The organism is Candidatus Flexicrinis affinis, assembly GCA_016716525.1.
GTDB classification, from domain to species: domain Bacteria; phylum Chloroflexota; class Anaerolineae; order Aggregatilineales; family Phototrophicaceae; genus Flexicrinis; species Flexicrinis affinis.
In genome coordinates this window covers 213,726-235,481 of record JADJWE010000009.1, presented here as the reverse complement: position 1 = coordinate 235,481, position 21,756 = coordinate 213,726, and the positions used below count along the sequence as shown (strand labels likewise).

General features: G+C 63.1%; 20 protein-coding genes. 10 read left to right on the top strand and 10 right to left on the bottom strand.

Annotated elements, in window-relative coordinates:
- Nucleotides 1-217 precede the first annotated feature (217 nt).
- Together IPM16_20270 and IPM16_20265 are read left to right on the top strand one after the other, a co-directional pair.
- A complete protein-coding gene (locus tag IPM16_20270; GenBank protein ID MBK9125439.1) occupies nt 218-1,243 on the top strand; it encodes a zinc-binding dehydrogenase in 1,026 nt (341 codons plus the stop codon).
- A gap of 258 nt (nt 1,244-1,501) precedes the next feature.
- A complete protein-coding gene (locus IPM16_20265) occupies nt 1,502-2,260 on the top strand; it encodes a hypothetical protein (GenBank protein ID MBK9125438.1) in 759 nt (252 codons plus the stop codon).
- Nucleotides 2,261-2,340: 80 nt separating this feature from the next.
- Here the strand turns inward: IPM16_20265 and IPM16_20260 are convergent, their stop codons facing one another.
- A complete protein-coding gene (locus IPM16_20260; protein ID MBK9125437.1) occupies nt 2,341-3,258 on the bottom strand; it encodes a hypothetical protein in 918 nt (305 codons plus the stop codon).
- 121 nt (nt 3,259-3,379) lie between these two features.
- Between IPM16_20260 and IPM16_20255 the strand changes: the two genes are divergently transcribed.
- Entirely contained in the window at nt 3,380-3,994 is a 615-nt protein-coding gene (locus IPM16_20255; protein ID MBK9125436.1) for an SH3 domain-containing protein, read from the top strand.
- Here IPM16_20255 and mce read toward each other — a convergent pair.
- Nucleotides 3,975-4,406: a methylmalonyl-CoA epimerase gene (gene mce / locus IPM16_20250; GenBank protein MBK9125435.1), complete on the bottom strand. Its 432-nt coding sequence runs from the start codon at nt 4,404-4,406 to the stop codon at nt 3,975-3,977. The genes IPM16_20255 and mce overlap by 20 nt on opposite strands.
- Nucleotides 4,407-4,508: 102 nt before the next feature.
- On the opposite strand from mce, the gene lepB (IPM16_20245) reads away from it, so the two are divergent.
- The 4 genes from lepB (IPM16_20245) to IPM16_20230 all read left to right on the top strand — a co-directional run bounded on the left by lepB (IPM16_20245) (nt 4,509) and on the right by IPM16_20230 (nt 7,300).
- Complete coding sequence (gene lepB, locus IPM16_20245) at nt 4,509-5,159, top strand: signal peptidase I (GenBank protein ID MBK9125434.1); 651 nt, start codon at nt 4,509-4,511, stop codon at nt 5,157-5,159.
- Nucleotides 5,160-5,237: 78 nt separating this feature from the next.
- Entirely contained in the window at nt 5,238-5,891 is a 654-nt protein-coding gene (gene lepB, locus IPM16_20240; GenBank protein ID MBK9125433.1) for a signal peptidase I, read from the top strand.
- Between the two features lie 62 nt (nt 5,892-5,953).
- On the top strand, nt 5,954-6,256 hold the full coding sequence (locus IPM16_20235) for a hypothetical protein (GenBank protein MBK9125432.1): 303 nt from the start codon (nt 5,954-5,956) through the stop codon (nt 6,254-6,256).
- Between the two features lie 6 nt (nt 6,257-6,262).
- Nucleotides 6,263-7,300, top strand: coding sequence for an undecaprenyl/decaprenyl-phosphate alpha-N-acetylglucosaminyl 1-phosphate transferase (locus tag IPM16_20230; GenBank protein ID MBK9125431.1), 1,038 nt, complete (start codon nt 6,263-6,265; stop codon nt 7,298-7,300).
- 256 nt (nt 7,301-7,556) lie between these two features.
- On the opposite strand, the gene IPM16_20225 is transcribed toward IPM16_20230, so the two are convergent.
- A complete protein-coding gene (locus IPM16_20225; GenBank protein ID MBK9125430.1) occupies nt 7,557-8,279 on the bottom strand; it encodes a hypothetical protein in 723 nt (240 codons plus the stop codon).
- Nucleotides 8,280-8,441: 162 nt separating this feature from the next.
- On the opposite strand from IPM16_20225, the gene IPM16_20220 reads away from it, so the two are divergent.
- Together IPM16_20220 and IPM16_20215 are read left to right on the top strand one after the other, a co-directional pair.
- Nucleotides 8,442-9,392 (top strand): SDR family oxidoreductase, encoded by a 951-nt coding sequence (locus IPM16_20220; GenBank protein MBK9125429.1) that lies wholly within the window; start codon nt 8,442-8,444, stop codon nt 9,390-9,392.
- A complete protein-coding gene (locus tag IPM16_20215) occupies nt 9,389-10,957 on the top strand; it encodes a hypothetical protein (GenBank protein ID MBK9125428.1) in 1,569 nt (522 codons plus the stop codon). Before IPM16_20220 ends, IPM16_20215 begins: the two co-directional genes overlap by 4 nt.
- Nucleotides 10,958-11,093: 136 nt before the next feature.
- Here the strand turns inward: IPM16_20215 and IPM16_20210 are convergent, their stop codons facing one another.
- The 4 genes from IPM16_20210 to IPM16_20195 all read right to left on the bottom strand — a co-directional run bounded on the left by IPM16_20210 (nt 11,094) and on the right by IPM16_20195 (nt 16,651).
- Nucleotides 11,094-12,689, bottom strand: coding sequence for a DUF3459 domain-containing protein (locus IPM16_20210; GenBank protein ID MBK9125427.1), 1,596 nt, complete (start codon nt 12,687-12,689; stop codon nt 11,094-11,096).
- A 167-nt stretch (nt 12,690-12,856) separates the two neighbouring features.
- Nucleotides 12,857-13,816: an ABC transporter permease gene (locus IPM16_20205; protein MBK9125426.1), complete on the bottom strand. Its 960-nt coding sequence runs from the start codon at nt 13,814-13,816 to the stop codon at nt 12,857-12,859.
- 13 nt (nt 13,817-13,829) lie between these two features.
- Nucleotides 13,830-14,861: an ABC transporter permease gene (locus tag IPM16_20200; protein ID MBK9125425.1), complete on the bottom strand. Its 1,032-nt coding sequence runs from the start codon at nt 14,859-14,861 to the stop codon at nt 13,830-13,832.
- Nucleotides 14,862-14,980: 119 nt separating this feature from the next.
- Nucleotides 14,981-16,651 (bottom strand): peptide ABC transporter substrate-binding protein, encoded by a 1,671-nt coding sequence (locus tag IPM16_20195; protein MBK9125424.1) that lies wholly within the window; start codon nt 16,649-16,651, stop codon nt 14,981-14,983.
- A gap of 426 nt (nt 16,652-17,077) precedes the next feature.
- On the opposite strand from IPM16_20195, the gene IPM16_20190 reads away from it, so the two are divergent.
- Complete coding sequence (locus IPM16_20190; protein MBK9125423.1) at nt 17,078-18,328, top strand: MFS transporter; 1,251 nt, start codon at nt 17,078-17,080, stop codon at nt 18,326-18,328.
- 9 nt (nt 18,329-18,337) lie between these two features.
- Here the strand turns inward: IPM16_20190 and IPM16_20185 are convergent, their stop codons facing one another.
- The 3 genes from IPM16_20185 to IPM16_20175 are packed head-to-tail and all read right to left on the bottom strand — an operon-like array spanning nt 18,338 to nt 21,744.
- Nucleotides 18,338-19,654 carry a nucleotide sugar dehydrogenase gene (locus IPM16_20185; protein ID MBK9125422.1) on the bottom strand — a complete coding sequence of 439 codons (1,317 nt, stop codon included), beginning with the start codon at nt 19,652-19,654 and terminating at the stop codon, nt 18,338-18,340.
- The gene (gene wecB, locus IPM16_20180) at nt 19,626-20,723 is read right to left on the bottom strand and encodes a UDP-N-acetylglucosamine 2-epimerase (non-hydrolyzing) (protein ID MBK9125421.1); all 1,098 of its coding nucleotides are present in this window, start codon (nt 20,721-20,723) and stop codon (nt 19,626-19,628) included. The genes IPM16_20185 and wecB overlap by 29 nt, the downstream gene beginning before the upstream one ends.
- Nucleotides 20,724-20,754: 31 nt before the next feature.
- Nucleotides 20,755-21,744: a GDP-mannose 4,6-dehydratase gene (locus IPM16_20175; protein ID MBK9125420.1), complete on the bottom strand. Its 990-nt coding sequence runs from the start codon at nt 21,742-21,744 to the stop codon at nt 20,755-20,757.
- Nucleotides 21,745-21,756: the final 12 nt, after the last annotated feature.

Below are 21,756 nucleotides of genomic sequence, written 5' to 3'. Positions count from 1 at the left end.
AGTCCGGCCGGCCCTTCGACCCCAACTATGCTCTTCACTTCACGCCGACCACTTGACATTTAAGACGGTATCTACTGACAATCCGTTGCACCCGTTCTTAGTCTGTTCATTGCCCCGTAATCACAAGGTTCAGGTCCCCGCTTACTGCTCCCGTTTCAACCCTCGTGCTATCATCATCCCCTGAATAGCTACTCCACGCACCACAGGGGATTCCACCATGCGCGAGTTCATCCTCACCGCCCCGCACACCCTCGAATTCCGCGACGTCACACCGGCCCCGCTTCAGCCTGACGAGGTGCGAATCCGCACGATCCTGAGCGGGATAAAGCACGGCACCGAGCTGACGATGTACGAGGGCAAGACGCCGTTCCTGCACAAGCGTTTCGACGCAGACCTGCGCCTGTTCGTCGACGACGACAACCCGTCGTTCTACCCGACCTTCCTCGGGTCGTGGGCGGTCGGCGACGTGACTGAGGTCGGCGCGGTCATCCACAACTTCGCCGTCGGTGACCGCGTGTTCGGCCCGATGCCGCACCGGCCTGAAAACGTGACCAAGACGACTCGCCTGTACCCGCTCGGAGAACTCGACCCCGCCGCCGCCGTGTTCACCGACCCCGGCATCTTCGCGCTGACCGCGGTGCAGGACGCGCAGATCAAGGTTGGCGATCACGTCGCCGTGTTCGGCATGGGCGCGCTCGGCCTGCTCGCCGTGCAGCTCGCGCGGCTGAGCGGCGCAGAGACGGTCATCGCCGTCGATCTGCTGCCGGATCGCCTCGAACTGGCTCGCGAATTCGGCGCGGACTACGCGCTCAGCCCCAAGGACGGCGACGTCGCGCTGGAGATCAAGCGCCTGACAGGGAACAAAGGCGTCGACGCGGCAATCGAGATTTCGGGCGCGGTGGCGGCGCTGCAAAGCGCGATCCGCGCGGTGCACGTGTGCGGGCTGATCGTGGCGGCCAGCTACTACAAGGGCCTACAGCCGATCGAACTGGGCGCGGAGTGGCATCACAACCGGCCCACGCTGATCTCGAGCATGCCGGTGTGGGGGATGCCGCACCGCTGCGCCCCGATGTGGAGCCTCGCGCGTGTCGAGCAGACCGTCATTCGCCTGTTGCGCACCGGAAAGCTCGCCACTGCACCGATGGTCTCCACCATCTTCGCTTATGAGGACGCCGTCGACGCGTACCGGACGATTTCCGCCAATCCGGAGCAGTACATCAAGACGGTATTCGAGTACACCTAGGCAACAAGTGGGACGTGCTGAGTGCGTCTCTATCAACCCGATTTGCTTCGGTCGGCCTGCCACCGAACCTCACCCCCGTCTCGCTGGCGCTCGACTCCCCCTCTCCAGACCTTCGGTGCTCCCTGCGGTCGTGGCCATGGAGAGTGGGCCGGGGGTGAGGTAAGTCAGAAAATCGTTCAGAACCGGTTGGACGATCTCTAAACGATCACTTGCGATGATGTCGGCATTGATGACACGACCTGTTCGGAGATGCCCACCATGAAGTCGCTTACACTTTCACTTATTCGCTTGACGCTGCTCGCCATGTTCACACTCGCGATCGGGACGATGGGCCGCGTGGCGCTGGCACAGGACGACGTGCTGCCTGTCCCTGATGCCGGAGTTCGCGCGGTCACGCCGGAGATCATCACACCTGCGGCGGGTACGCACGTCAACCGCCATTCTGTGCTGACGTGGAACCGTGTCGGCGCGATGACCTACGACGTGAAGATCAAAGACTTGACGACCGGCCAAACTTACAAGAGCTTCGCCGGCATCGAGAACAATATCTGCAACGCCATGACCTGCCAGTACAGCTTGTATGACGCCGGCATGTTGGACGATCTGGTCGATGGCCGCCAGTACAAGTGGAAGGTGATCGCCTACGTAAAGGTCGGGCAGTACGGCAGCGAGGCGGTCAAGGGCGGGGCGCGAACGTTCTACGCGGATCGCGTCAACACGCCGCAGCTCGTCAACATCGCGGACGGCGCCACGATCGGTTACGCAGATAATCTGACTTGGATCCATCACCCCGCCAACGTGTCGTACGTGCTGTACGTCAAGGACAAATCCAACGGCGCGACCGTGCTGCAGATGTCGGTGGATGGCAGTCACTGCGCCGGGTCGCTGTGCTCGATCAACTTCCACGCCTATCGCCCGCTGCAGAATCAGCCGGCTCAGATGAAGTGGTTCGTCAAGGCGTTCGGCATCAACGCCACCGCCAAGAGCCAATCGCGGACATTCGTCAATCCGTACTAGCGCCACTCCCTTGCCGCACCCCGAATCGAAACGGCCCCCTGAGACAGATCAGGGGGCCGCGTTGTGTTGCGCGAATGCCGTTACTCGTCGTTCTTGGGCTTGGCCTTCTCGGCCGCGCCTTCATCTTCGACAAACAGGATCTTGCACGGGCCGACGCCGCCTTCAAGCTTGACGAACACGGACTCCGACGCCAGATCGTAGCCCTCGGTCTGCCAGACCTTCTTGCTCTTCTGCACAAGACCCTCTGGGCGATGGAACGGCCCAAGCCCGCCTTCGTAGTCGACCATGAACGGCGTGCCTGCGGCGAGCCGAATGACCATCGGGCCGACGCCGGCTTCGACGTCCAGCGTCAGGTCGGCACCTGCCGGCACGTTGACCGTACACGGGCCCACCCCGCCTTCAACGCGCAGCGTGCTCTTGAGATGCGCCGGCACGTTGACCGTTAGCGGGCCGACACCTGCCTCGACCTTCGCCTTGTAGTCGCCTTCCGGCAGGTAAACCGTGGCCGGACCCACGCCGCCTTCGACAAACGCGCTAATCAGCGATAGGTCGCGCACATCGACAAGCGCCTCGCCGACGCCGGTTTCGACCTTCAGCTCAAGCGGGATCTTGGTCGTCAGGGCGGCATCGACATACAGGTCCTTCTTGCCCATGCCCCCGATGATGCCGCGGAACCCGCCCTTCATCACCTGATTTTCGATCTTCACGTTCTTGCCTGCGCCGTTGCCGGACTGCGACACGACGTAGTTCATCTTGCCGACATGTTTGGTTTCGACCTGTGCCAGCAGGGTTTCGTCTTCGACGGGGTGGACGTGCAGCTTGCCCATTCCGCCGCTGATCTCGACTTTGGCGACGGTCGCCTCGCCGATCTTCTCGTCGAAGTACGACGTTTCCGGCTCCTCGCCGACGTTGCCGACGACCTCGCTGATCTTGTCAGCCAGACCGCTGAAGTTAAACGAAAACTCGGTCTCGAAGTTCTTCTTCTTCTCATCGCTCATGGCGTCATGTCCTCGCTGAACGGGTATCCATTGATTGGCCTACTGGTAATACGCGCAGGGTGGCTGAAAGGTTGCAAGTTGGTACAGTTAGATTCGTGCAATCTACGAGTTGAGGTCGAACGTGGGGTATCGTCGGGGTCGGCCCGGGCTAGGTGGTGGTGGACTTCCGCCGTGGCTTGTGTTCCTATTGGCGATCGCGGTCGTGTTTGGGGCGTATTACGTGTGGACAGGCGTGCAGGACTTCATGCGCGCCGGCGGCCTCGGCATCGTCGAGGCAACTCAACGTGCCGAGCTGATCGTGAGCGCGACGGTGGCGCGCGCCGCCACCATCACCGAAGCCGCGCCCGTGATCACGCTCCGCCCATCGCCGACACCCCTGCCGCCCTGTCAGGACTTCGCGGTGATCCCGCGCGTCGCCATCGTCCGTGAACGCCCGTCGACCGCCAGCGCGATTGTCGCGCAGATTCCGCTTGGCACGATTGTGTGCGTGTTGAGCCGCGAGCCCGAGCCGAACGACGATTGGTACCTGCTCGACGTCGAGCCGCGCACGCGCCGCCTCGACGCGGGCTACATGCGCTTCGATTTGATCGAACCGGTCAACCCGACGCCGACGCCAAGCAACACGGTGCCCCCGCCACCAACCGTCACGCCGCTGCCCGCCAGTCCGTCGCCCCGGCCATCGATCACCCCGACGCCGACCACTGCCCGCGAAGGCATCATTGCACCGACGCCGTAGCCCCCGTCACGGGAAGTTCGTACAACTCGAGCAAAACCCCGCCCGTGCTGCTCGGGTGGACAAAGGCATAGCGCGTGCCATCGTCGCGGGTGCGCGGGGTCGCGTTGATCAGCTCGACTCGTGCGGCGGCAAGCGATTCGAGCGCAGCGTTGATGTCCGGCACTTCGAGGCAGATATGATGCAGGCCGCCGCCGGTTTTGGCCAGATAGCGCCCGACGCCGGTCTCGCTGCTGGTCGGTGAAATCAGCTCGATCTCCGATTCGCCAATCGGAAGGAATGCGATATCCACCTTCTCGATCTCGTTCTGCTCCAGCCGCTCGACCGAAAGTCCAAGCGCGTCGCGCCAGAATCCCAGCGCGCTCGGCATGTCCGACACGACGATGGCAATATGATTGATTTGGAACCCGGACATACCGTCCCCTTGTTGAATCGCCAAGATCGCCTTACAGTGTGCCAGACTCCATAGTTCAATCGCAATTATCGGGTTAGACGATGCGTGCATAGAATGAGAGCCATGACAATCACAACCCCCGATAGCTGGTCAGATCAGACCCCCACGCCGCGGACGGCCAACATACCGCGGGTACAGATTCCGCGGCCGCGCCTGCGCCGGCCCGGTATCCTGCGCGAAATCCTGAATAATCTGTTCTTCATCGTCTGTGCGCTGATCATTGCGGAGATGGCGTTTCCGCGTTCGACTATTGACGGGCCGAGCATGCAGCCGACGTTGTTTACCGGTCAACACCTGCTGATCAGCCGCATAGACTATCTGCTGGGCGAGCCGAAGCCCGGCGACATCGCCGTATTCGATGCCCCGGGCGAGCCGGTCGAGATGCTGATCAAGCGCGTGATCGGCGTGCCGGGCGATACCATCGAAATCAAGGTGTTTCCCGCCGAGCGCGACGCCAACGGCGCCGTGATCACGGCCGGTTACGCGGAGGTTTACCGCAACGGCGAGCTTCTTGACGAGCCGTACTTCGTCAACCGGCCGTGCACCAACTGCCCAAGCAGGGCTTGGGATTTGGGTCCGAACGAGTACTTCTTGATGGGCGATAACCGCAACGAGTCCAAGGACTCGCGGCAGTTCGGGCCGGTCACGCGCGACCGCATCGTCGGCAGGGCGATCTGGCGCTATCTGCCGCCGCAGGACTTCGGGCCGCCGTAAGATGCGTGTCAACGTGGCCAATTCGGGGAATCAATCGCAATTGTCGGGTTGGGCGTTGCGATCGTATAATGAGACGCTATGACGACCACAACCCCTGACATCATGACAGATCAGACTCTCACGCCGCGCACGGCAAACGTGCCGCGGGTACAGGTTTTGCGCCCGCGCCTGCATCGGCCCGGCATGCTGCGCGAAATTCTCAACAACCTGTTCTTTATCTTCTCCGCGCTGATAATTGCGGAGATGGCGTTTCCGCGGTCGACCATCGACGGGCCCAGCATGCAGCCGACGCTGTTTGCCGGTCAGCACTTGCTAATCAGCCGAATGGACTACCTGTTGGGCGAGCCTAAGCCGGGCGATATTGTCGTATTCGACGCCCCGGGCGAGCCGGTTGAAATGTTGATCAAACGTGTCATCGGCGTGCCGGGCGATACCATCGAAATCAAGGTGTTTCCTGCCGAACGTGACGCGAACGGCACCGTGACCGCGACCGGTTACGCCGAGGTCTATCGTAACGGCGAACTGCTCGATGAACCGTACTTCGTCAACCGGCCATGCACCAACTGCTCCAACAAGGTGGTGGAGCTTGGCCCGAACGAGTACTTCATGATGGGCGACAACCGCAACCAGTCCAACGATTCGCGGCGGTTCGGCCCGGTCACGCGCGACCGTATCGTCGGCAGGGCGATCTGGCGCTACCTGCCGCCTCAGGACTTCGGGCCGCTGTCGTAAGGCGCGCATCCCGGAGTACAATAGAAATGACAAGCCGGACACCCCGGAGAAGGGCGAACTCGATGCCTGAGCTTTCCCGTTCCACCTGCCCCCGCTGCCAAATTGGTCAACTGCGTGCGACGCACCTGCCCTATGCCGCAATCGAAAACGGCAAACTGGTCAGCGTGCCGTCCATGCCGGCGCTGGTGTGTGACGTGTGCGGGCATCGCATTTTCGAACGCGAGCCGGTCAAACAGTTGTACGTCATGCTGGGCGCGGCACGCCACCGGCGCGGCAGTCAACAGCAAGCCGGCCAGCGCGGCGCCCGGCCCGATCGCACGCCGAAAGACTCGGCGCGCCGCACCCCACGGACGAAAAAACCCTAAGGCGCGATGGATAACTTGCAGTTCTTCCCCATCCTCGTGGTGGGCTTCGTCGTGTCGCTCGGGCTGACCCCGGTCGCACGCCAGCTTGCCATGCGACTGGGAGTCGTTGCCGTCCCAAACAACCGCACGATCCACGCCGATCACAAGCCGCTGATGGGCGGCCTTGCGATCTACGCCGGGTTCGCGCTGGCGCTCGTGCTGTTCAGCCCGCCGGCCTACCTGACCCAGTTCGGATCGGTGCTGGCTGGCGCGGCGTTCATCGCGCTGGTGGGCCTGCTCGACGACCGCTACAACCTCGGCATCCGCACACGGTTCATCGCCGCGGCGATCGCCGGCGCGGTGGTCGTGCTGTCCGGTATCCGGTTCGGGTTCACCGGCATCGAGCTGATCGACGGGGCACTTACGGTGTTCTGGATCATGGCGCTGACCAACGCGCTCAACTTTCAAGACAACATGGACGGGCTGGCGGCGGGCTGCAGCGCCATCGCCGCGGCGTTCTTCCTGCTGATCGCGCTCAGTCAGGGGCTGGTGCTGGTGGCGCTGTTGTCTGCGGCGGTGTTGGGCAGCGCGGTCGGGTTTCTGATCTACAATTTCGCGCCGTCGAGTACGTTCATGGGCGACATGGGCGCGCTGATGCTCGGCTTCGTGCTGTCGATCATCGCGGTCAAGCTCGACATGGTGCAGGGGCCGGTCGCGCCGCAGTGGCTCGTTCCGGTGCTGGTGCTGTGGCTCCCGGCGTTCGACATCAACCTCGTGATCTTCACCCGCCTGAGCGAAGGGCGGTCGCCCGGACAGGCCGGCCGTGATCATACGTCGCACCGGCTGATGAGCCTCGGCCTCAGTTCGCGCCGCGTGCTGCTGATTCTGTACGGGCTGTGCGTGCTGTTCGGGGCGGGGGCGCTGGCGCTCAGTTGGGCGCCGTCATGGCCGGTGGCGCTGGTGCTGATCGCGCTGATAGTCCTGCTGTACGTTGTCGCCGCACAAATTCGCGCGCGCTATCAGCTCGAATCCGGCAAACGTCCAGCCAAGCGCGCCACAACCTGACACAACGAACAGCCCCCGCAGTTACGGGGGTTGTCGGTCTAGCAGGCTTCGCCTTTGCCGCCAACGACCGGCGGGGCCGCGAAGTCTGGTTGACGCTGCGGGCACGTTCTACACCGATACGGTCGCTGCTTGCCGCCGAACCGCTCCATGAGGAGCATGCAGCGGCACTGAGGGACCGACAGCTCGGGTGCGCTTATTGCGTCGGTCGGATGCATCGGGTCGTGCAGCGGATCAGGCAGGTGCATGGCAATCACTCCTAGTCCACCGAGAAGCTGCGCTTTTCGCTGCGCGCCGACATCTCGATTCCGAACGCCTTGACCCACCACTTGTACTCGTGACCCGCGATTGCCGACATGTGGCTGGTCGGGTTGATCGCGCAGATGAACGGGCACATGGCGCTGTCAAGCTGTACCACCGCCACCTTCTGGCCGGTCGTCTTGTCCTTGATGTGCACCTGATAGCTGGTGTTGGCGGGGTCGGTCGTCCACTGCATGATGTCGCCGGGTACATAGTAGCCGCCGTCGGGCATGCTCAACAAAGTCGGCGCCACAGCGCGGTCGACGATCACGATGCGCGAGCTGCTCTTGGTTTTGTCGCCATCCTTCATCGCTACGACCTGCCACGAGTACGTCGCGCCATTCTGCAGCAGTTGAAAGATGCCGTACTCGGTCGGGTTCCAGTTGCAGTACGTCGGCCCGCAAGACTCGGCTTCGATCGTTGTGCTGTTCTGTTTGAACCCGGTGGCGAGGTTCTTGAAGACGACGGTGTACTGATCAGCGCCGACGTTATACCAGACGAGGCTCGTCGTGCGGTTAAGGCGCGCGCCGCTCGCTGGGGCATACGGCGCAGCAGCGTTGAGCCGCGCATCGCCCGGGGCATAGGGTACGGGCAGCACGTCCTGTGCGGCCGTGGGCAAGGCTGCCCCAACGAGAGCGACGAGGGCGAGAAGTACGAGCGTCAGGGTCTTTACAGGCTTCATGGCGAGCGATCCTTGAGTGAAGTGCGGAAGATGCCTGTATGATCGCAAACCGACGTCCAGAGATCGTCCAGATGGTTCTGAACGATTCTGGACGCCAACCGCAATTGTCGCGTGAGGCGGGCAACCGTATAATGCAGCGGATGCACCGAGAGGGGGACGTACATGCGCTACGCCGTAACCGGGGGCGCGGGATTCATTGGCTCGCACATCGCCGACCGCCTGCTGCAAGACGGCCATGAGGTCGTCGTCATCGACAATCTGCTGACCGGCAGCGCGGCGACGGTCGACTGGCTGAGGACGCGCGCCAATGGCCGCCTGACATTCGAGCAGGTCAGCATCACCGAGCCGTCGCTTCCCGACGTCGTGCGCGGCGTCGACACGATCTTCCATCAGGCCGCCCTGCCCAGCGTCCCGCGCAGCGTGGCCGACCCGCTCGAGACGCATCACCACTGCGTGACCGGCACGCTCAACGTACTGGATAGCGCACGCCGCGCCGGTGTCCGGCGGGTGGTGTACGCGGCGTCGTCGTCGGCCTACGGCGACCAGCCCGGCGACTCGAAGTCCGAGGACATGACACCCCAGCCGATCTCGCCCTACGGCGTGGCCAAGTTGGCCGGCGAATACTACTGCCAGTCGTTCACGCGCGTGTACGGCCTCGAAACGGTATGCCTGCGCTACTTCAACGTGTTCGGCCCGCGCCAGGACCCCAACAGCCAGTATGCCGCGGTCATCCCGCGCTTCATTACCGCGCTGCTGAACGGACAGCCGCCGACCATTTACGGCGACGGCACGCAAAGCCGCGACTTTACATTCATCGACAACGTCGTTCACGGCAACCTGCTGGCGTCCACGTCGCGCGATGCCGTCGGCGAAGTGATGAATCTCGCAACCGGCGGGCGCGTCAGCCTGCTGGAACTGGCCGACCAGCTCAACGCCATCATCGGCACGTCGATTGCGCCGGTCTTCGAGCCGGCACGCGAAGGCGACATCAAGCACAGCCGCGCGGCGATTGACAAGGCACGCGAACTGCTCGACTTTGCACCGGTCGTCGACTTCGAGGCCGGCCTCGCCCGCACGGTTGACTGGTACCGCGCGCAGGCCGCCCTGCAATGATCCGCCGTCTGGTCGTGCTGCTGGCGCCGGCTGTGCTGGCCTTTGTCGTGTACAGCTTTGCCCTCGGCATGCCGCTGTTTGCCGACGACGGGAATCTGCACGCGATGATTCACGACTACGGCCCGGAAGGCGTGCCCGGTCTGCGCTTCTGGGGCGGATCGCTCAGCTATCAGTACTACCGTCCGCTCGGGATAAGCGTGCTCGAACTCTCGTACGGCAGCGATGGCCGCATGGACCCGTTCGCGCTGCACTTGTTCAGCGTCGTCGTATTCAGCGCGACCGCCGCGCTGATCGCCGCGCTCGCCCGCCGCCTGAGCGGACGTGACAGCGGCGCCTTGATCGCTGGCGGCGCGTTCGCGCTGTACCCGTTCGCCTACCGCGCCGTGACGTGGGTTGCCGCGCTGTTTCACGTCATGGTCGCCTTCGGGCTGGTGCTGGCGCTGCTGGCCGGACTGGCATGGATCGACCGCAAGCGCGGCGTGCTGCCGCTGATCTTCGCCGCACTGGGGACATTCGTCGCGCTGTTCAGTCAGGAACTCGGGGTGTTGGCCGGGCCGCTCCTAGTCGGGTTGACTGCCGCCGTCCATGGCGCGCGGGCGGTACTTCGTCCGCGTGCGCTTGTGCTGTACGGCGGCGTCGCCGCACTGACGCTCGTCTACCTCGCGCTGTATTTCGGCATCCCGCGCCCCGCCGCCGGACCCGTGACCTTCCACGCCGGCGAGCTGCCCGGATCGCTGGCGGTGTTCGCGCAAGGATTGTTCTATCCCGCCTTCGCCGTGCTGCGCCGCCTGACCCTCGCCGAACCGCAGACGATCCCGATGCTGGCGCTGGCCGCCGGCGGCGCTGCACTTGGGCTATGGATTGGCGGGTGTGCCGCATGGCGGATCGGCGTATTCGCGCTGGCCGCGTTCGGCTTGTTGGCGCTCCCCGCGTCGCTGCTGCTCGGTACCGAGTACCTCAAGGGCTCGCCGCATGTGCTGATGCCGGCATCGATCGGCGTCGCGCTGTTCTGGGGCGTCATGCTCCCCGACGCGTTCGCCCAGCAGTCGGGCCGCGCTGCGATTGTCAGGCGGGGCGCAGCTCTCGTCGTGATCGCCGGGAGCGTGTTCATCAGCGCGGCCTACCTCAACGCGCGCCGCGCCGAAGCCGCCATGATGTCCGATCACACCTACGCGCTGCTGGAGATGATCGATCCCGCCGCCGATCAAGGGATCGCACTGGTCAACACGCCGGCGTTCCTCTCCGCGCTGGAGCACGATCGCTGGTTCTTCGCCGGCAGCGAAGCGACGATGTTCTTCGAAGGCACGTACGCCACGCACGATCTCGTCTTTCGCGCGATGACTGGGGTGGACTATCCGCGCCTGCGCGGGTTCGTCCACGTCCCGAGCTTCGTCGCCCCACCGTCGTACGTGTTTGCGCCGTACTGGACAAACACGCCCGACGACCTCACCGAGCGGCTCTCCCGCGCGACACGCATCATCGCCACGGTATTTGACGGCGACCACTTCTACCCTGCCGAGGTCGAGTACGGTCAAGCGCTGCCGAATGGGTTTGTGATTCCGTAAAGAGATACGGGGCGCTGCCCCAGACCCCGGCAGGAGTTTGCACTCCTGCCCCTCCTATCTCGCAACATCGGGCCGCGTGCGGCCCGATGTTGCTGAAATGGGAGTCCAGAGGGCGAAAGCCCTTTGGGAGCCGTCGTTATCCCAGCAGCACGACCACGCCTTCGTCGGTCCGGAGCGTGATCGTATCCGCCACCGGTTCGCCCTCGCGATCGAGGTGCGTGCTGAGCGTGACGGTGCCGCGACCGTTGAGCGGGACGTGTTTCTCCTCGGACGTGAAGTTGAGCGCGATCAGGAAGCGGCTTTCGTCGTGTTCGCGGATGTAGGCGAATGCGCCGTCAGGCGCGCCGGCGCGGCGGAACGCGCCGAGGTGCAGGGCCGGTTCGGCACGCCGCAGCGCAATCAGCTTCTTGACCAGCGATAGGAACGAGCGCGGATCGTTCGACATGGCCTCGACATTGCGCCACGTGTGATCGGCCTGCACGGGGAGCCACGGCTCGACCGTGCTGAATCCAGTGTATTCGGTGCCATCCCACTGCATCGGCGTGCGGCATCCGTCGCGCGAGATGCCGAGGTTGATACCCCACGGATCGACCCACTGCTCGCGCGGGATCTGCGCCTCTTCCATACCCAGCTCGTCGCCTTGATACATCGTCGGCGTACCGCGCACGGTGAGCAGCAGCATTTGAGCGACGCGCGCTTGCGCCTGACTTCCGACGCGAGTCGCCGGGCGCGTGCGATCGTGGTTGCCGATGACGTAATTGGGCCACGCGAACTCTGGCAGCGCGTCCTCGAATTCGTTGACCGACGTACCGACGACATCGGCGTTCCACTCTTTGAGCTGCATCAGGCGGAAGTTGAACGGGAGCTGGATTTCGTCCCCTTCCGGACCGTAGAACGCGATCCATTTGTCAAGGTCGTCTTCCCACACCTCGCCCACGATCACGGTGTCGCCATACTGGTCGGTGATTTGCCGGAACATGCGCGTGTAGCGGTGTACCTCGGGCTGGATACCGTCGTAGACGTGATGCTGCACGCCGAAAATGTCGTTCTCATTGAGCGGCACGGCGTCGGGGTTGATCGGGTTGTCGGGCATGCCGGGGTATTTGGCGATCAGGTACACCACATCCATGCGGAAGCCGTCGACGCCGCGCTTGAGCCAGAAGTGCAGCACGTCGGTCATCGCCTTGACGACGTCCGGATTCTTCCAGTTCAGGTCGGGCTGCTGCTTGACGAAGTAGTGGTAGTAGTACTGCTGGGTCGTCTCGTCCCACTCCCACGCCGGCCCGCCGAAGATGCTGCCCCAGTTGTTCGGGCGGCTTCCGTCCGGCTTGGGGTCGCGCCAGATGTACCAGTCGCGTTTGGGGTTGTCGCGGCTTGAGCGCGACTCGAGAAACCACGGGTGTTCGCTGCTCGTGTGGTTCGGCACCCAGTCGATGATGACCTTGATGCCGCGCGCATGGGCCTCGGCCAGCAAGCGGTCGAAATCGTCAAGCGTGCCGAAGATCGGGTCGACGTCGCAGTAGTCGGCCACGTCATAGCCGAAGTCGGCCATCGGCGATTTGTAGAACGGGCTGATCCAGATCGCGTCCACGCCGAGGTCGACCAAGTAGTCGAGGCGGCTGATGATCCCCGGCAGGTCGCCCACGCCATCGCCGTTGGAGTCCTGAAAGCTGCGCGGGTAGATCTGATAGACGATGCCGGTCTGCCACCAGCGAAACTGCGAATCGGTCATGGGCGAGCTGCTCCTTACACGGCGTACGGGACATCACCCGGCGAATGATAGTCGAAGTGGGCGGGATGGGCAATCAGGGTTTGGACATTGTTTTTTAGCATCATTAGCAAACAAAAAGCCCCTCGCCGCAGACCAAGCGAGGGGCCGGTGTTCGGGGGTTTTGGGATCTAGCCGCCCTTCATCGACCGCGGGTCGAAGGCGTCGCGCAGGCCGTCACCGATGAAGTTGATCGACAGCACGGTCAACGTGATCAGCGCGCCGGGGGCCATCCACATCCACGGATAGCCGTACGGGTCGACTCGCGCGCGCTGCAGGATGTTGCCCCATGTCGCCGTTGGCGGAAGCACGCCGAAGCCGAGGAAGCTGAGCGCCGTCTCGACCACGATCGCGCCACCGATGCCGAGCGTCGCCGATACGAGGATCGGCGCGAGGCAGTTGGGCAGGATGTGCACAAAGATGATGCGCGTGCTGCTGGCGCCAAGCATGTGCGCCGCCGTGATGAACTCCTGCTCCTTGAGCGAGAGCACCAGCGAACGTACGATACGGCTCAGGCCCAGCCACGACGTCAGGCCGATAATGAGAATGATCGCCACCACGGTGATGCTGATCTGACGGCCGAAAACTACGATGTTGGTCGCGCTCGCCTCGATCAGCGGGCGCTGAAGCAGCAGCAGCAAGATCAGTGTCGGGATCGCCAGCATCGCCTCGACAAAGCGCATGAGCAGGCTGTCGATGATCCCGCCGAAGTAGCCGGCGACCAGACCCACGACGGTGCCGATGCTAATCGCAATCGCAACCGAGATAATGCCGATCGCCAACGAAATCTGCCCGCCGTAAATCGTACGTGCAAGCAAGTCGCGGCCGACCTCGTCGGTGCCAAAAGGGTGCTCGGTGGACGGGGCTTGAAAGCGCTTGGTCACGTCCGCATCGTTGGCGAATTCCTCGCTCACAAAGAACGCCCCGCCAACCGTGTACAGCAGGATCGCGCCCATGATGACCAGACCGGCCACCGCCATGCGATGCTTGAAGAACCGGCGCACGGCGATCTTCAGCAGAGATTCGGCTTCAGGCTCACGCTCGCCGAGCGTAACGACGGTCTGGGCCTGCTTTGCGGCTGCGTTAGCCATGTAACGAATCTCCCTAGTTGTAACGGATTCGTGGGTCGAGCCACGAATAGACGATGTCCGCGATGATCTGGAACACCACCACCGCTACAGCCGTCATCAAGACGAACGAGATAATCAGGAACATATCCGGCCGTCGCAGCGCCTCGATAAAGGCGGTGCCCATCCCCGGCCAACTGAAGATCGACTCGGTGATGACCGCGCCGCCCAGCAGGAACGGGATGTCCAGCGCCACCAGCGTGACCAGCGGCAGCGACGCGTTCTTGAGCGCGTGCAGGAAGGTGATACGCCGCTCGGAGAGACCTTTCGCGCGCGCCGTGCGAATGTAATCCGAGTTGATCACTTCGAGCATCGTGGAACGAATATAGCGGCTGTACCCGGCGATGCTGATCGCGGCGAGGCTGGCGACCGGCAGGATCAAGTGGCGCACCAGTTCGTCGAACGACCGGTCGCCACGCGGGTCATACATGCCGGAGACCGGCAGAGACGGCAGTCCGAGATTCTTGAACTGCACAGCGAAGACCTGTACGAGCAGCAGGGCCAGCAAGAACACCGGCATCGAGAACAGCACGAACGATACGCCGGTGATGATGTTGTCGGCAGCCGTGTATTTTCGTAGCGCGGCAAAGATGCCAATGAACAGCGCGAAGATGATCGTCACGATGTACTGCGTGACCATCAGAATCAGCGTGTTGGGAAGCCGGATGCTGAAGACTTCGTTGACGGTGCGGCCGTAGACGATCGACTCGCCGAGGTCGCCGCGCAGCACGCCGCGACGATCGCCGTAGCCGTCAAGTTCGCCATCGCCGGTCTTGTCGCGCATGCGCCAATCGTCACCGACCAGCCACGTGATGTATTGGATGGGCAAAGGGTCATCAAGTCCATATTTGGCGCGCATCAACGCGCGGTCTTCCGGCGTGGCGCGCGGATCCTGCGCGAGGTAGGCGAACGGATCGCCCGCCAACTTCATCAGGGTAAAAACGACGATCGAAATAATGATCAGCAGCGGGATAGCCTGAAGGATTCGCTGAACAATGTACTTGCCCATGACGGCGCGCCTCGTCTTGGAATACGGGAGAGTTCAAACTGTCGAAAATGGACGGGGAGGCACCCTTGCGAGCGCCCCCCGTCCATTCTGCGGCATTGTGACGAATGCCGGGTGCCCAATTACATCGGGGGCGCCCAGAACTCGATCTTGTTGAAGTAGTTGCTGCTCAGCGTGCCCAGATCCTTGGCGGTCGCAGGATCAATCACAGCGGTGTTGATCGCGTACCACGTCGGGCGCAGGTACAGGCCGTGCCAGAACTGCTCGTCGACGAATTCCTTGATGGCCTCGCCAGCAATGGCAAGACGTTCTTCAGGATCGACGGTGGTGCCGACCTGCAGGTCGAGTGCGTCGAACTCAGGGCTGCACGAACCCCAACCGTTGTTACCATTCGGTTCTTCCGGCGTCGGAATACCATCGCAGCCGAACCAGTCGGGCGCACCGGCGAACGGCGACAGCGCACCAGAGCTCAGGGCGAAGATCGCGAGGTCAAAGTCACCGGTGTCGAGGATACCGCGCTCGAGGTAGTCGGCGAACAGGATGGTCGCCGGGACCGGGAGCAGCTGGGTGGCTACGCCAACCTGCGAGAGGTAGTCCTGAATGGCGACCTGGTAGTCCATACGGATCTGACGGTCGGTGGTGAAGAAGCGCAGCACCATCTCGACGCCGTCCTTATCACGGATGCCGTCGCCGTTGCTATCGACCCAGCCGGCCTCGTCGAGGAGACGGACGGCTTCGTCAACATTGTAATCAACGCGGCCGAGATCATCCGGCCAGAAGGCGGCCGAATGCCACGCCTTGGGAACTTCCGTGCCCGGGCCGACAAGCTGCTCGGCAAGGGTCGCGCGGTCGATGGCATGGACCAAAGCGATACGGACGTTCTTATCGGCCAGGGCCGGGTGGCCGCCGTTGCCGTAGTTCATCCAGATCGCGTCACCGAAGACGCCCGGGGTGCTGAAGACCTCGACGTTCTCAATAGACTGATAGCCCGGGACAAGGTCGTCGCTGAAGTTGAAGGCGACGTCAATTTCGCCGGCTTCCAGTGCGTTCTGCATCTGGGCCGTGTCCGTGATCATGCGCAGGATGACGGTCGAGAAGGCAGGTGCCTGACCATCCCAGTTCGGGTTGGCTTCAAAGCGGACGCTCTCGCCGACGATCCACTCGGCGAAGACGTACGGGCCGTAGCCAACGACGCCCTGGCCGCTCCAGAACGGCGCATTGTCGACGGTGCCTTCAGCCTCGAGGATCGGGCGGAAGATGTGTGCAGGGAACGTGCCGCAGGCCGCGGGGGCTTCCGACTGATAGTCGGGCCACGGGGCGTTGTAGGTCAGCACGAAGGTCGTTGCATCGACAACTTCGAAGCTCTCGACGACGTCCGGGTACGATCCACGCTGGAAGGTGGCCTTGGTGGGATCCATCATCAGCTCGTGGCGCAGCAAGCAGTCGTCGGTCGTGATCGGCGTGCCGTCAGACCACACAATGCCTTCCTTCAGCTTGTAGGTGACCTGCGTGTTGCCGTTCTCGAGGGTGGCGACCATCCCGTTCGCAACCGTCGGGATCTCCGCGGCCATGACCGGGAAGATGTCACGGTTCACGTCCCAGTCCCACAGGTCGCGGCCATAGAAGTTGAGCATATTGGCAGCAAACGCAAGGTCGCTGCGCGGGGAAAGAAGCGGGGGCTCCTGTTCCCAACCAATGACAAGTACGGAGCCATCCTGTGCGTTGGCGACGATCCCCAGTGACATCGCCAGCAGCATCAGGCCGACTACCATGAAACGAATAGTGCGCTTCATTCGGTCCTCCTTAGAAAATGTCGGACTTGTATTCGCAACCGGGAGTCGGCATCCGACTCACGCCTCCCCCGTGTTAACGGGTGTTAACGGCGGAGAGAATAACACAGCGGAACAGCTTTATCAATGATGAGCGCTTGGTGATCCTCACCAAAATTCGACAATCCGCGTTTGCAAATATGTTCCCAACACGGATCCAATATTTCCGCGTGGGCACTTGTGCGAATTCTGTCCACGAGCGCGACAGTTTTTAGACATTCATGAGTGTTCCATCGTTATCGTAATTGGTAGCGTTACAAACACACCCATCGCCCGGGTCGATCCGGCGCACGCTGCCGGACGTTGGGTAGTCCAACGCAGACCAATCTGCAGAGGCTTCGCGCAATAATGGTTTAACCGAGAACAAACAGGACAACACGAGTTCGCCTCATGGCCGTCACTGCCGTCGCCGCCCCCGCAGTCGGGACTTTTCACGCCCTCCGCAGCAGCAATTTCCGCCTCTACTTCTTCGGCCAAATGGTCTCGCAGTCCGGCACGTGGATGCAGAACATCGCGCAGGGGTATCTGGTGTACAGCCTGACAGGCTCGGAAGCATGGCTCGGGATCGTGGCGCTGGCCGCGGGCCTACCCGTACTGCTGATGTCCCCGCTGGCCGGCGTGATCGTTGAGATGTTCCCGCGGCGGCACCTGCTCGTAGCGACCAATATCACGCAGATGTCGTTGGCTGCGATACTCACCGTCCTCGCCGCAACCAATACAGTCCAAGTGTGGCATGTCGTCGTACTGGCGTTCATCCTCGGCATGTCGATCTCGGTCGATGCGCCTTCACGGCAGACGTTCATGGTCGAGATGGTCGGCCGTGAAGATCTCCCGAGTGCCCTCGCACTCAACTCCATCCTGAACAGTTCGTCGCGCGTGCTGGGCCCGATGGCCGCCGGTGCGGTACTTGCCCAGCTCGGCGTCAACTGGTGCTTCTTCATCAACGCGGTCAGCTTCCTCGTTGTATTGGGATGCCTGATCGCGATGCACGTACCGTTCGCCCTGCCGATCCCGAAGGTCCGCACGCGGCCCATGCAGCAGCTGCGCGAGGGCTTCGCCTACGTCCGGCACGATCCGGCGGTCCGCCGCCTGTTGATGCTGTCATCGATTGCCGGCTTCTTCCTGCTGCCGATCTTTCAGATGATGCCGGCGATTGCCGAGACCACCGTCGACAACTCCCGCGAGGGGTACGCGCTGCTGAGCGCGGCACAGGGTGTCGGGTCGATCGTCGCCGGTCTGCTGGTGGGCTGGTTAACCGCACGTTATGCCCGCATCAGCGTCATCGGAGCGGCCATGCTCGGCGCGGCGGCCGTCATGGCGTTGATCGGGATGCAAACGTCGGTTCCCGGCGCAGTGCTGTTCGCTATGGCGTCCGGCCTGTGCATGGTGATGACGCTGGTCAACATGAACCTCGGACTGCAGCTCACGCTGTCGAACGCCTTCCGCGGTCGGGTGCTCAGCCTATATATGCTTACCGTGTTCGGCTTGTCGCCGTTTGGCGCGCTGGCGCTCGGCATGCTGGCCGAGGGGCTTGGCGTCCCGCTTGCGCTTCAGATCTACGGCGGAGCCGCGGCGACGTTGGCCGTGCTGGTGTTCTGGCGCGCGAAGGTCCCCACACAGCCGGAACTGTCGGCGACGTAGCCGACACGCCTATCCTTTGCCCAACACCCGGACTCGAGCGCCGGGGAAGAGAAAGTCGTCCGGCAGCACGTGGCGTGCGTCGATCAACACTGGCGTCCGTAGCAGGCCAAGCAGCGATGCCCAGTCCGCCGCGATGTATTCGTCGTGCGAGACCAGAATAACCGCCGCATCAGCGCCCGTCAGCACATCCGGCAGATCGCCTTTGAATTCATGCACGTACGGGTCGTGAATGCGAACTTCGGCCCCGCGCGCCTGCATGAGCTCCACGAATGCTTGACTGGGCGTGTCGCGCGTGTCGTCGGAATTTGCCAAGTAAGCGTAGCCCAACACGGCAATCACGGCGCCTTCCAGCGCAACGCCGCACTCGGACAGCGCCGATTCGGTCAGGGAAACGACATGGCTCGGCATCGACCGGTTGACCGTGCGCGCCGCCGGGATCACGTGGGTCGTGACCTCGTCGCGCGCGTTGGCGATCAACAGCCAGGAGTCTTTCGGGATGCAGTGTCCACCCACGCCGGCGCCCGGATACAGCATATTCCGGCCGGGACTCTTGTTGACGAGTTCGCGGAGTGTCCACACATCGCCGCCCAACGCCTCGCACACCAGCGCGACCTCGTTGGCGAACGCGATCTGGACGTCGCGGTAGGCGTTTTCGGTCGTCTTGACCAGTTCGGCCATCAGCAGGTTGGTGGTGTCGATCTCGCCGCGCACGATGTTGCGGTAGAACAGCCGCATCACGTCGGCGACTTCCGGAGTCCACCCACCCGCCACGCGGTCCATGTACGTCAGGTTGTGGATCAGCCGGCCTGGCATGACGCGCTCCGGGCAATGGCCGACATAGAACGTCTCGCCTGCCTTGCCGCCAGTCGCGCCTTCCAGTGTCGGGATCACGACGTTGTGCATGGTTCCGGGCGCGAGCGTCGACTCGATGACGACCAACGCCCCGGACTTCAGCACCGCCCCAAGCGCCGACAGCGCAGACCGGAGATGTGCATAGCGCGGCAGATGGTCGCTCTCGTCGATCGGCGTCTGCACCGACACCAGCACGACGTCCACATCGCGCAGGTCGCTGTAGTCGGTCGTGCACTTCAATAGGCCGCGGCCGACCACGTCCTCGATCAACTCGGCGAGGCCGGGTTCCTTACCCTCAATCGGGTTCTTGCCTGCGTTGAGCATCGCGATGCGCTCGGCGACGATGTCGACGCCCCATGTTTGGAATCCGGCCTGCGCGAACATGCACGCGACCGGCAGTCCGACATATCCAAGCCCGATGACGCTAACGACCGCCGACTTGTCCTCAATTCGGCGTGCCAGATCGCTCAGCATGTTGTTCCTCCATGAAGGCTTCAAGGGCGGCGACGATCCGCTCTGCAGCATTGCCGTCGCCGTAATAATCAGGATGCTCGTCGGGTTGATTGTGGATCGCTTCGTCCACCGCGGCGGCAATCGCCTGCGCGTCCGGCGCGACCAGGCGGTTCCAGCCGCTGGCAACCGTCTCGACCCACTCGGTTTCGGTGCGGATCGTAACCGCCGGCGTTCTCAGAATATACGCTTCTTTCTGCAGGCCCCCGGAATCGGTCATCGCCAAACTGGCCGCTTCGAGCAGGCACAGCATGTCAATGTAGCCCAGCGGGTTGATCAGCCGCACGTTCTCAGGCAGCGGGATGCCGGCGCGGTCCATCGCCACGCGCGTCCGCGGATGCACCGGGAAGACCACCGGCAGGTCCAAGCCGCCGCACCCTGCGATGATTCCGGCCAACGCGGCCGGGTCGTCGGTGTTGGCAGGCCGATGGATGGTCAGCAGCGCGTACGGTGCCCCGATACCGAGCGTCACGTGGATCATGCTGGTCTGCTTGGCGGTCTCGACGGCGCGCAGCACCGCATCGACCATCACGTCGCCGGTCAAAACAACGCCGTCGCGGATACCTTCTTTGGCGAGGTTCTCGACGGCGACTTCCGACGGGCAAAACAGCAGATCCGAAACGCGGTCGGTGACGATCCGGTTGATCTCCTCGGGCATGGCGCGGTTGTAGCTGCGCAGGCCGGCCTCGACATGCGCAAGCGGCACTTTGAGCGCGTGTGCAACCAGTGCCGCCGCGACGGTCGAGTTGGTGTCACCGTAAACCAGAATCATGTCCGGGTTCTGCGCAATCACCGCGCGTTCGAGCGGTGGGACGATGCTCGCCGTCTGGGTGGCATGGGTGCCGCTGCCCGCGCCGAGGTTCAGGTCGGGCTCCGGCAGGCCAAGCTCCTCGAAGAAGATGTCCGACATGTTGTAGTCGTAATGCTGGCCGGTATGCACGAGATACTCCTCGTGCTCGGCTCTCAGCACGGCGCTGACAGGGGCCGCTTTGACGAACTGCGGGCGTGCTCCGATAACGGTCAGAATGCGCATGCGGTTCTGCTGGGTGCTCCGTGGTGATGGCTCATGAGTCCGCTCCGGCGAGCCGCTTGCGCCGCTCGATCTGCCACGCGATCGTCTCGCGCAGGCCGGTCTCGAGGTCGGTCTTCGGGTCGAAGCCCAGCAGCGTGCGCGCTTTCGTGATATCCGGCACGCGGCGCATCACATCCTCGTACTTACCGAACTGCGCGTACGGGATGAACTTGATTTTGGCCGGGGCGTCCTCTCCGCGTACAAGCCGCCACACCGTGCGGGCCAAAGACTCGATCGTGACTTCCTGCAGGCCGCCGAGGTTGAAGACGTGGTTGTTGGCCTCCGGCATTTCAATGGTACGGATGATGCCGTCGACGTGATCCTTGATATACGTAAACGTGCGCGTCTGTTGGCCGTCACCGTGGATCGGCAGTTCTTCGTTGTCGAGCGCCATGTTGATGAACACCGACTGCGGTCCGCCCCACCATGTCAGGTGCTGGTTCGGCCCGTACCCACCGAAGAACCGGAGCAGCACGACGTCGATGCCATGGCGCTCGTGGTACGCGAAGGCCATCTGTTCCTCGAACATCTTAGAAATGGCATAGGCCCAGCGCTTCACGGTCGGCGCGCCAATCACCGAGTTGTGCTCTTCGCTGAACGGGATGTCCGGATTCTTGCCGTACACGTCGGAGGTCGAGGCCGCGACGATCTTGGCCTTGTGCGCCACCGCCGCCTTGAGCAGGTTCTCCGACCCGTAGGCGTTGATCGTCAGGGTATCGTATGCGTCGCTGTAGCGCGGAATCTTGAACGCCGCGAGGTGCACGATGACGTCGCAGCCTTCGGCCAACGTCGTGACGGCCTGCTCGTCGCGGATGTCGACTTCGTGGAACGCGAACGCCGGATGGCCGCGAAACGACTCCATGTTCAGCCGCGTACCTTGCGACAGGTTATCAATCCCGACCACGGAGTGCCCGCGCGCGAGCAGGCCTTCGGTCAGGTTCGACCCGATGAAACCGGCGACGCCGGTGACCAGAATTCTCATTCCGCGCCCTTC

What these genes read in the sequence shown, in the direction of transcription:
- IPM16_20235 (MBK9125432.1), top strand. Translation starts at nt 5,954, where the DNA reads ATGCCTGAGCTTTCCCGTTCCACCTGCCCCCGCTGCCAAATTGGTCAA.
- IPM16_20190 (MBK9125423.1), top strand. Translation starts at nt 17,078, where the DNA reads ATGGCCGTCACTGCCGTCGCCGCCCCCGCAGTCGGGACTTTTCACGCC.
- IPM16_20265 (MBK9125438.1), top strand. Translation starts at nt 1,502, where the DNA reads ATGAAGTCGCTTACACTTTCACTTATTCGCTTGACGCTGCTCGCCATG.
- IPM16_20205 (MBK9125426.1), bottom strand. Translation starts at nt 13,816, where the DNA reads ATGGCTAACGCAGCCGCAAAGCAGGCCCAGACCGTCGTTACGCTCGGC.
- IPM16_20195 (MBK9125424.1), bottom strand. Translation starts at nt 16,651, where the DNA reads ATGAAGCGCACTATTCGTTTCATGGTAGTCGGCCTGATGCTGCTGGCG.
- lepB (MBK9125434.1), top strand. Translation starts at nt 4,509, where the DNA reads ATGACAATCACAACCCCCGATAGCTGGTCAGATCAGACCCCCACGCCG.
- mce (MBK9125435.1), bottom strand. Translation starts at nt 4,406, where the DNA reads ATGTCCGGGTTCCAAATCAATCATATTGCCATCGTCGTGTCGGACATG.
- IPM16_20270 (MBK9125439.1), top strand. Translation starts at nt 218, where the DNA reads ATGCGCGAGTTCATCCTCACCGCCCCGCACACCCTCGAATTCCGCGAC.
- IPM16_20210 (MBK9125427.1), bottom strand. Translation starts at nt 12,689, where the DNA reads ATGACCGATTCGCAGTTTCGCTGGTGGCAGACCGGCATCGTCTATCAG.
- IPM16_20225 (MBK9125430.1), bottom strand. Translation starts at nt 8,279, where the DNA reads ATGAAGCCTGTAAAGACCCTGACGCTCGTACTTCTCGCCCTCGTCGCT.
- wecB (MBK9125421.1), bottom strand. Translation starts at nt 20,723, where the DNA reads ATGCGCATTCTGACCGTTATCGGAGCACGCCCGCAGTTCGTCAAAGCG.
- IPM16_20230 (MBK9125431.1), top strand. Translation starts at nt 6,263, where the DNA reads ATGGATAACTTGCAGTTCTTCCCCATCCTCGTGGTGGGCTTCGTCGTG.
- IPM16_20200 (MBK9125425.1), bottom strand. Translation starts at nt 14,861, where the DNA reads ATGGGCAAGTACATTGTTCAGCGAATCCTTCAGGCTATCCCGCTGCTG.
- IPM16_20220 (MBK9125429.1), top strand. Translation starts at nt 8,442, where the DNA reads ATGCGCTACGCCGTAACCGGGGGCGCGGGATTCATTGGCTCGCACATC.
- IPM16_20175 (MBK9125420.1), bottom strand. Translation starts at nt 21,744, where the DNA reads ATGAGAATTCTGGTCACCGGCGTCGCCGGTTTCATCGGGTCGAACCTG.
- IPM16_20260 (MBK9125437.1), bottom strand. Translation starts at nt 3,258, where the DNA reads ATGAGCGATGAGAAGAAGAAGAACTTCGAGACCGAGTTTTCGTTTAAC.
- IPM16_20185 (MBK9125422.1), bottom strand. Translation starts at nt 19,654, where the DNA reads ATGCTGAGCGATCTGGCACGCCGAATTGAGGACAAGTCGGCGGTCGTT.
- IPM16_20215 (MBK9125428.1), top strand. Translation starts at nt 9,389, where the DNA reads ATGATCCGCCGTCTGGTCGTGCTGCTGGCGCCGGCTGTGCTGGCCTTT.
- lepB (MBK9125433.1), top strand. Translation starts at nt 5,238, where the DNA reads ATGACGACCACAACCCCTGACATCATGACAGATCAGACTCTCACGCCG.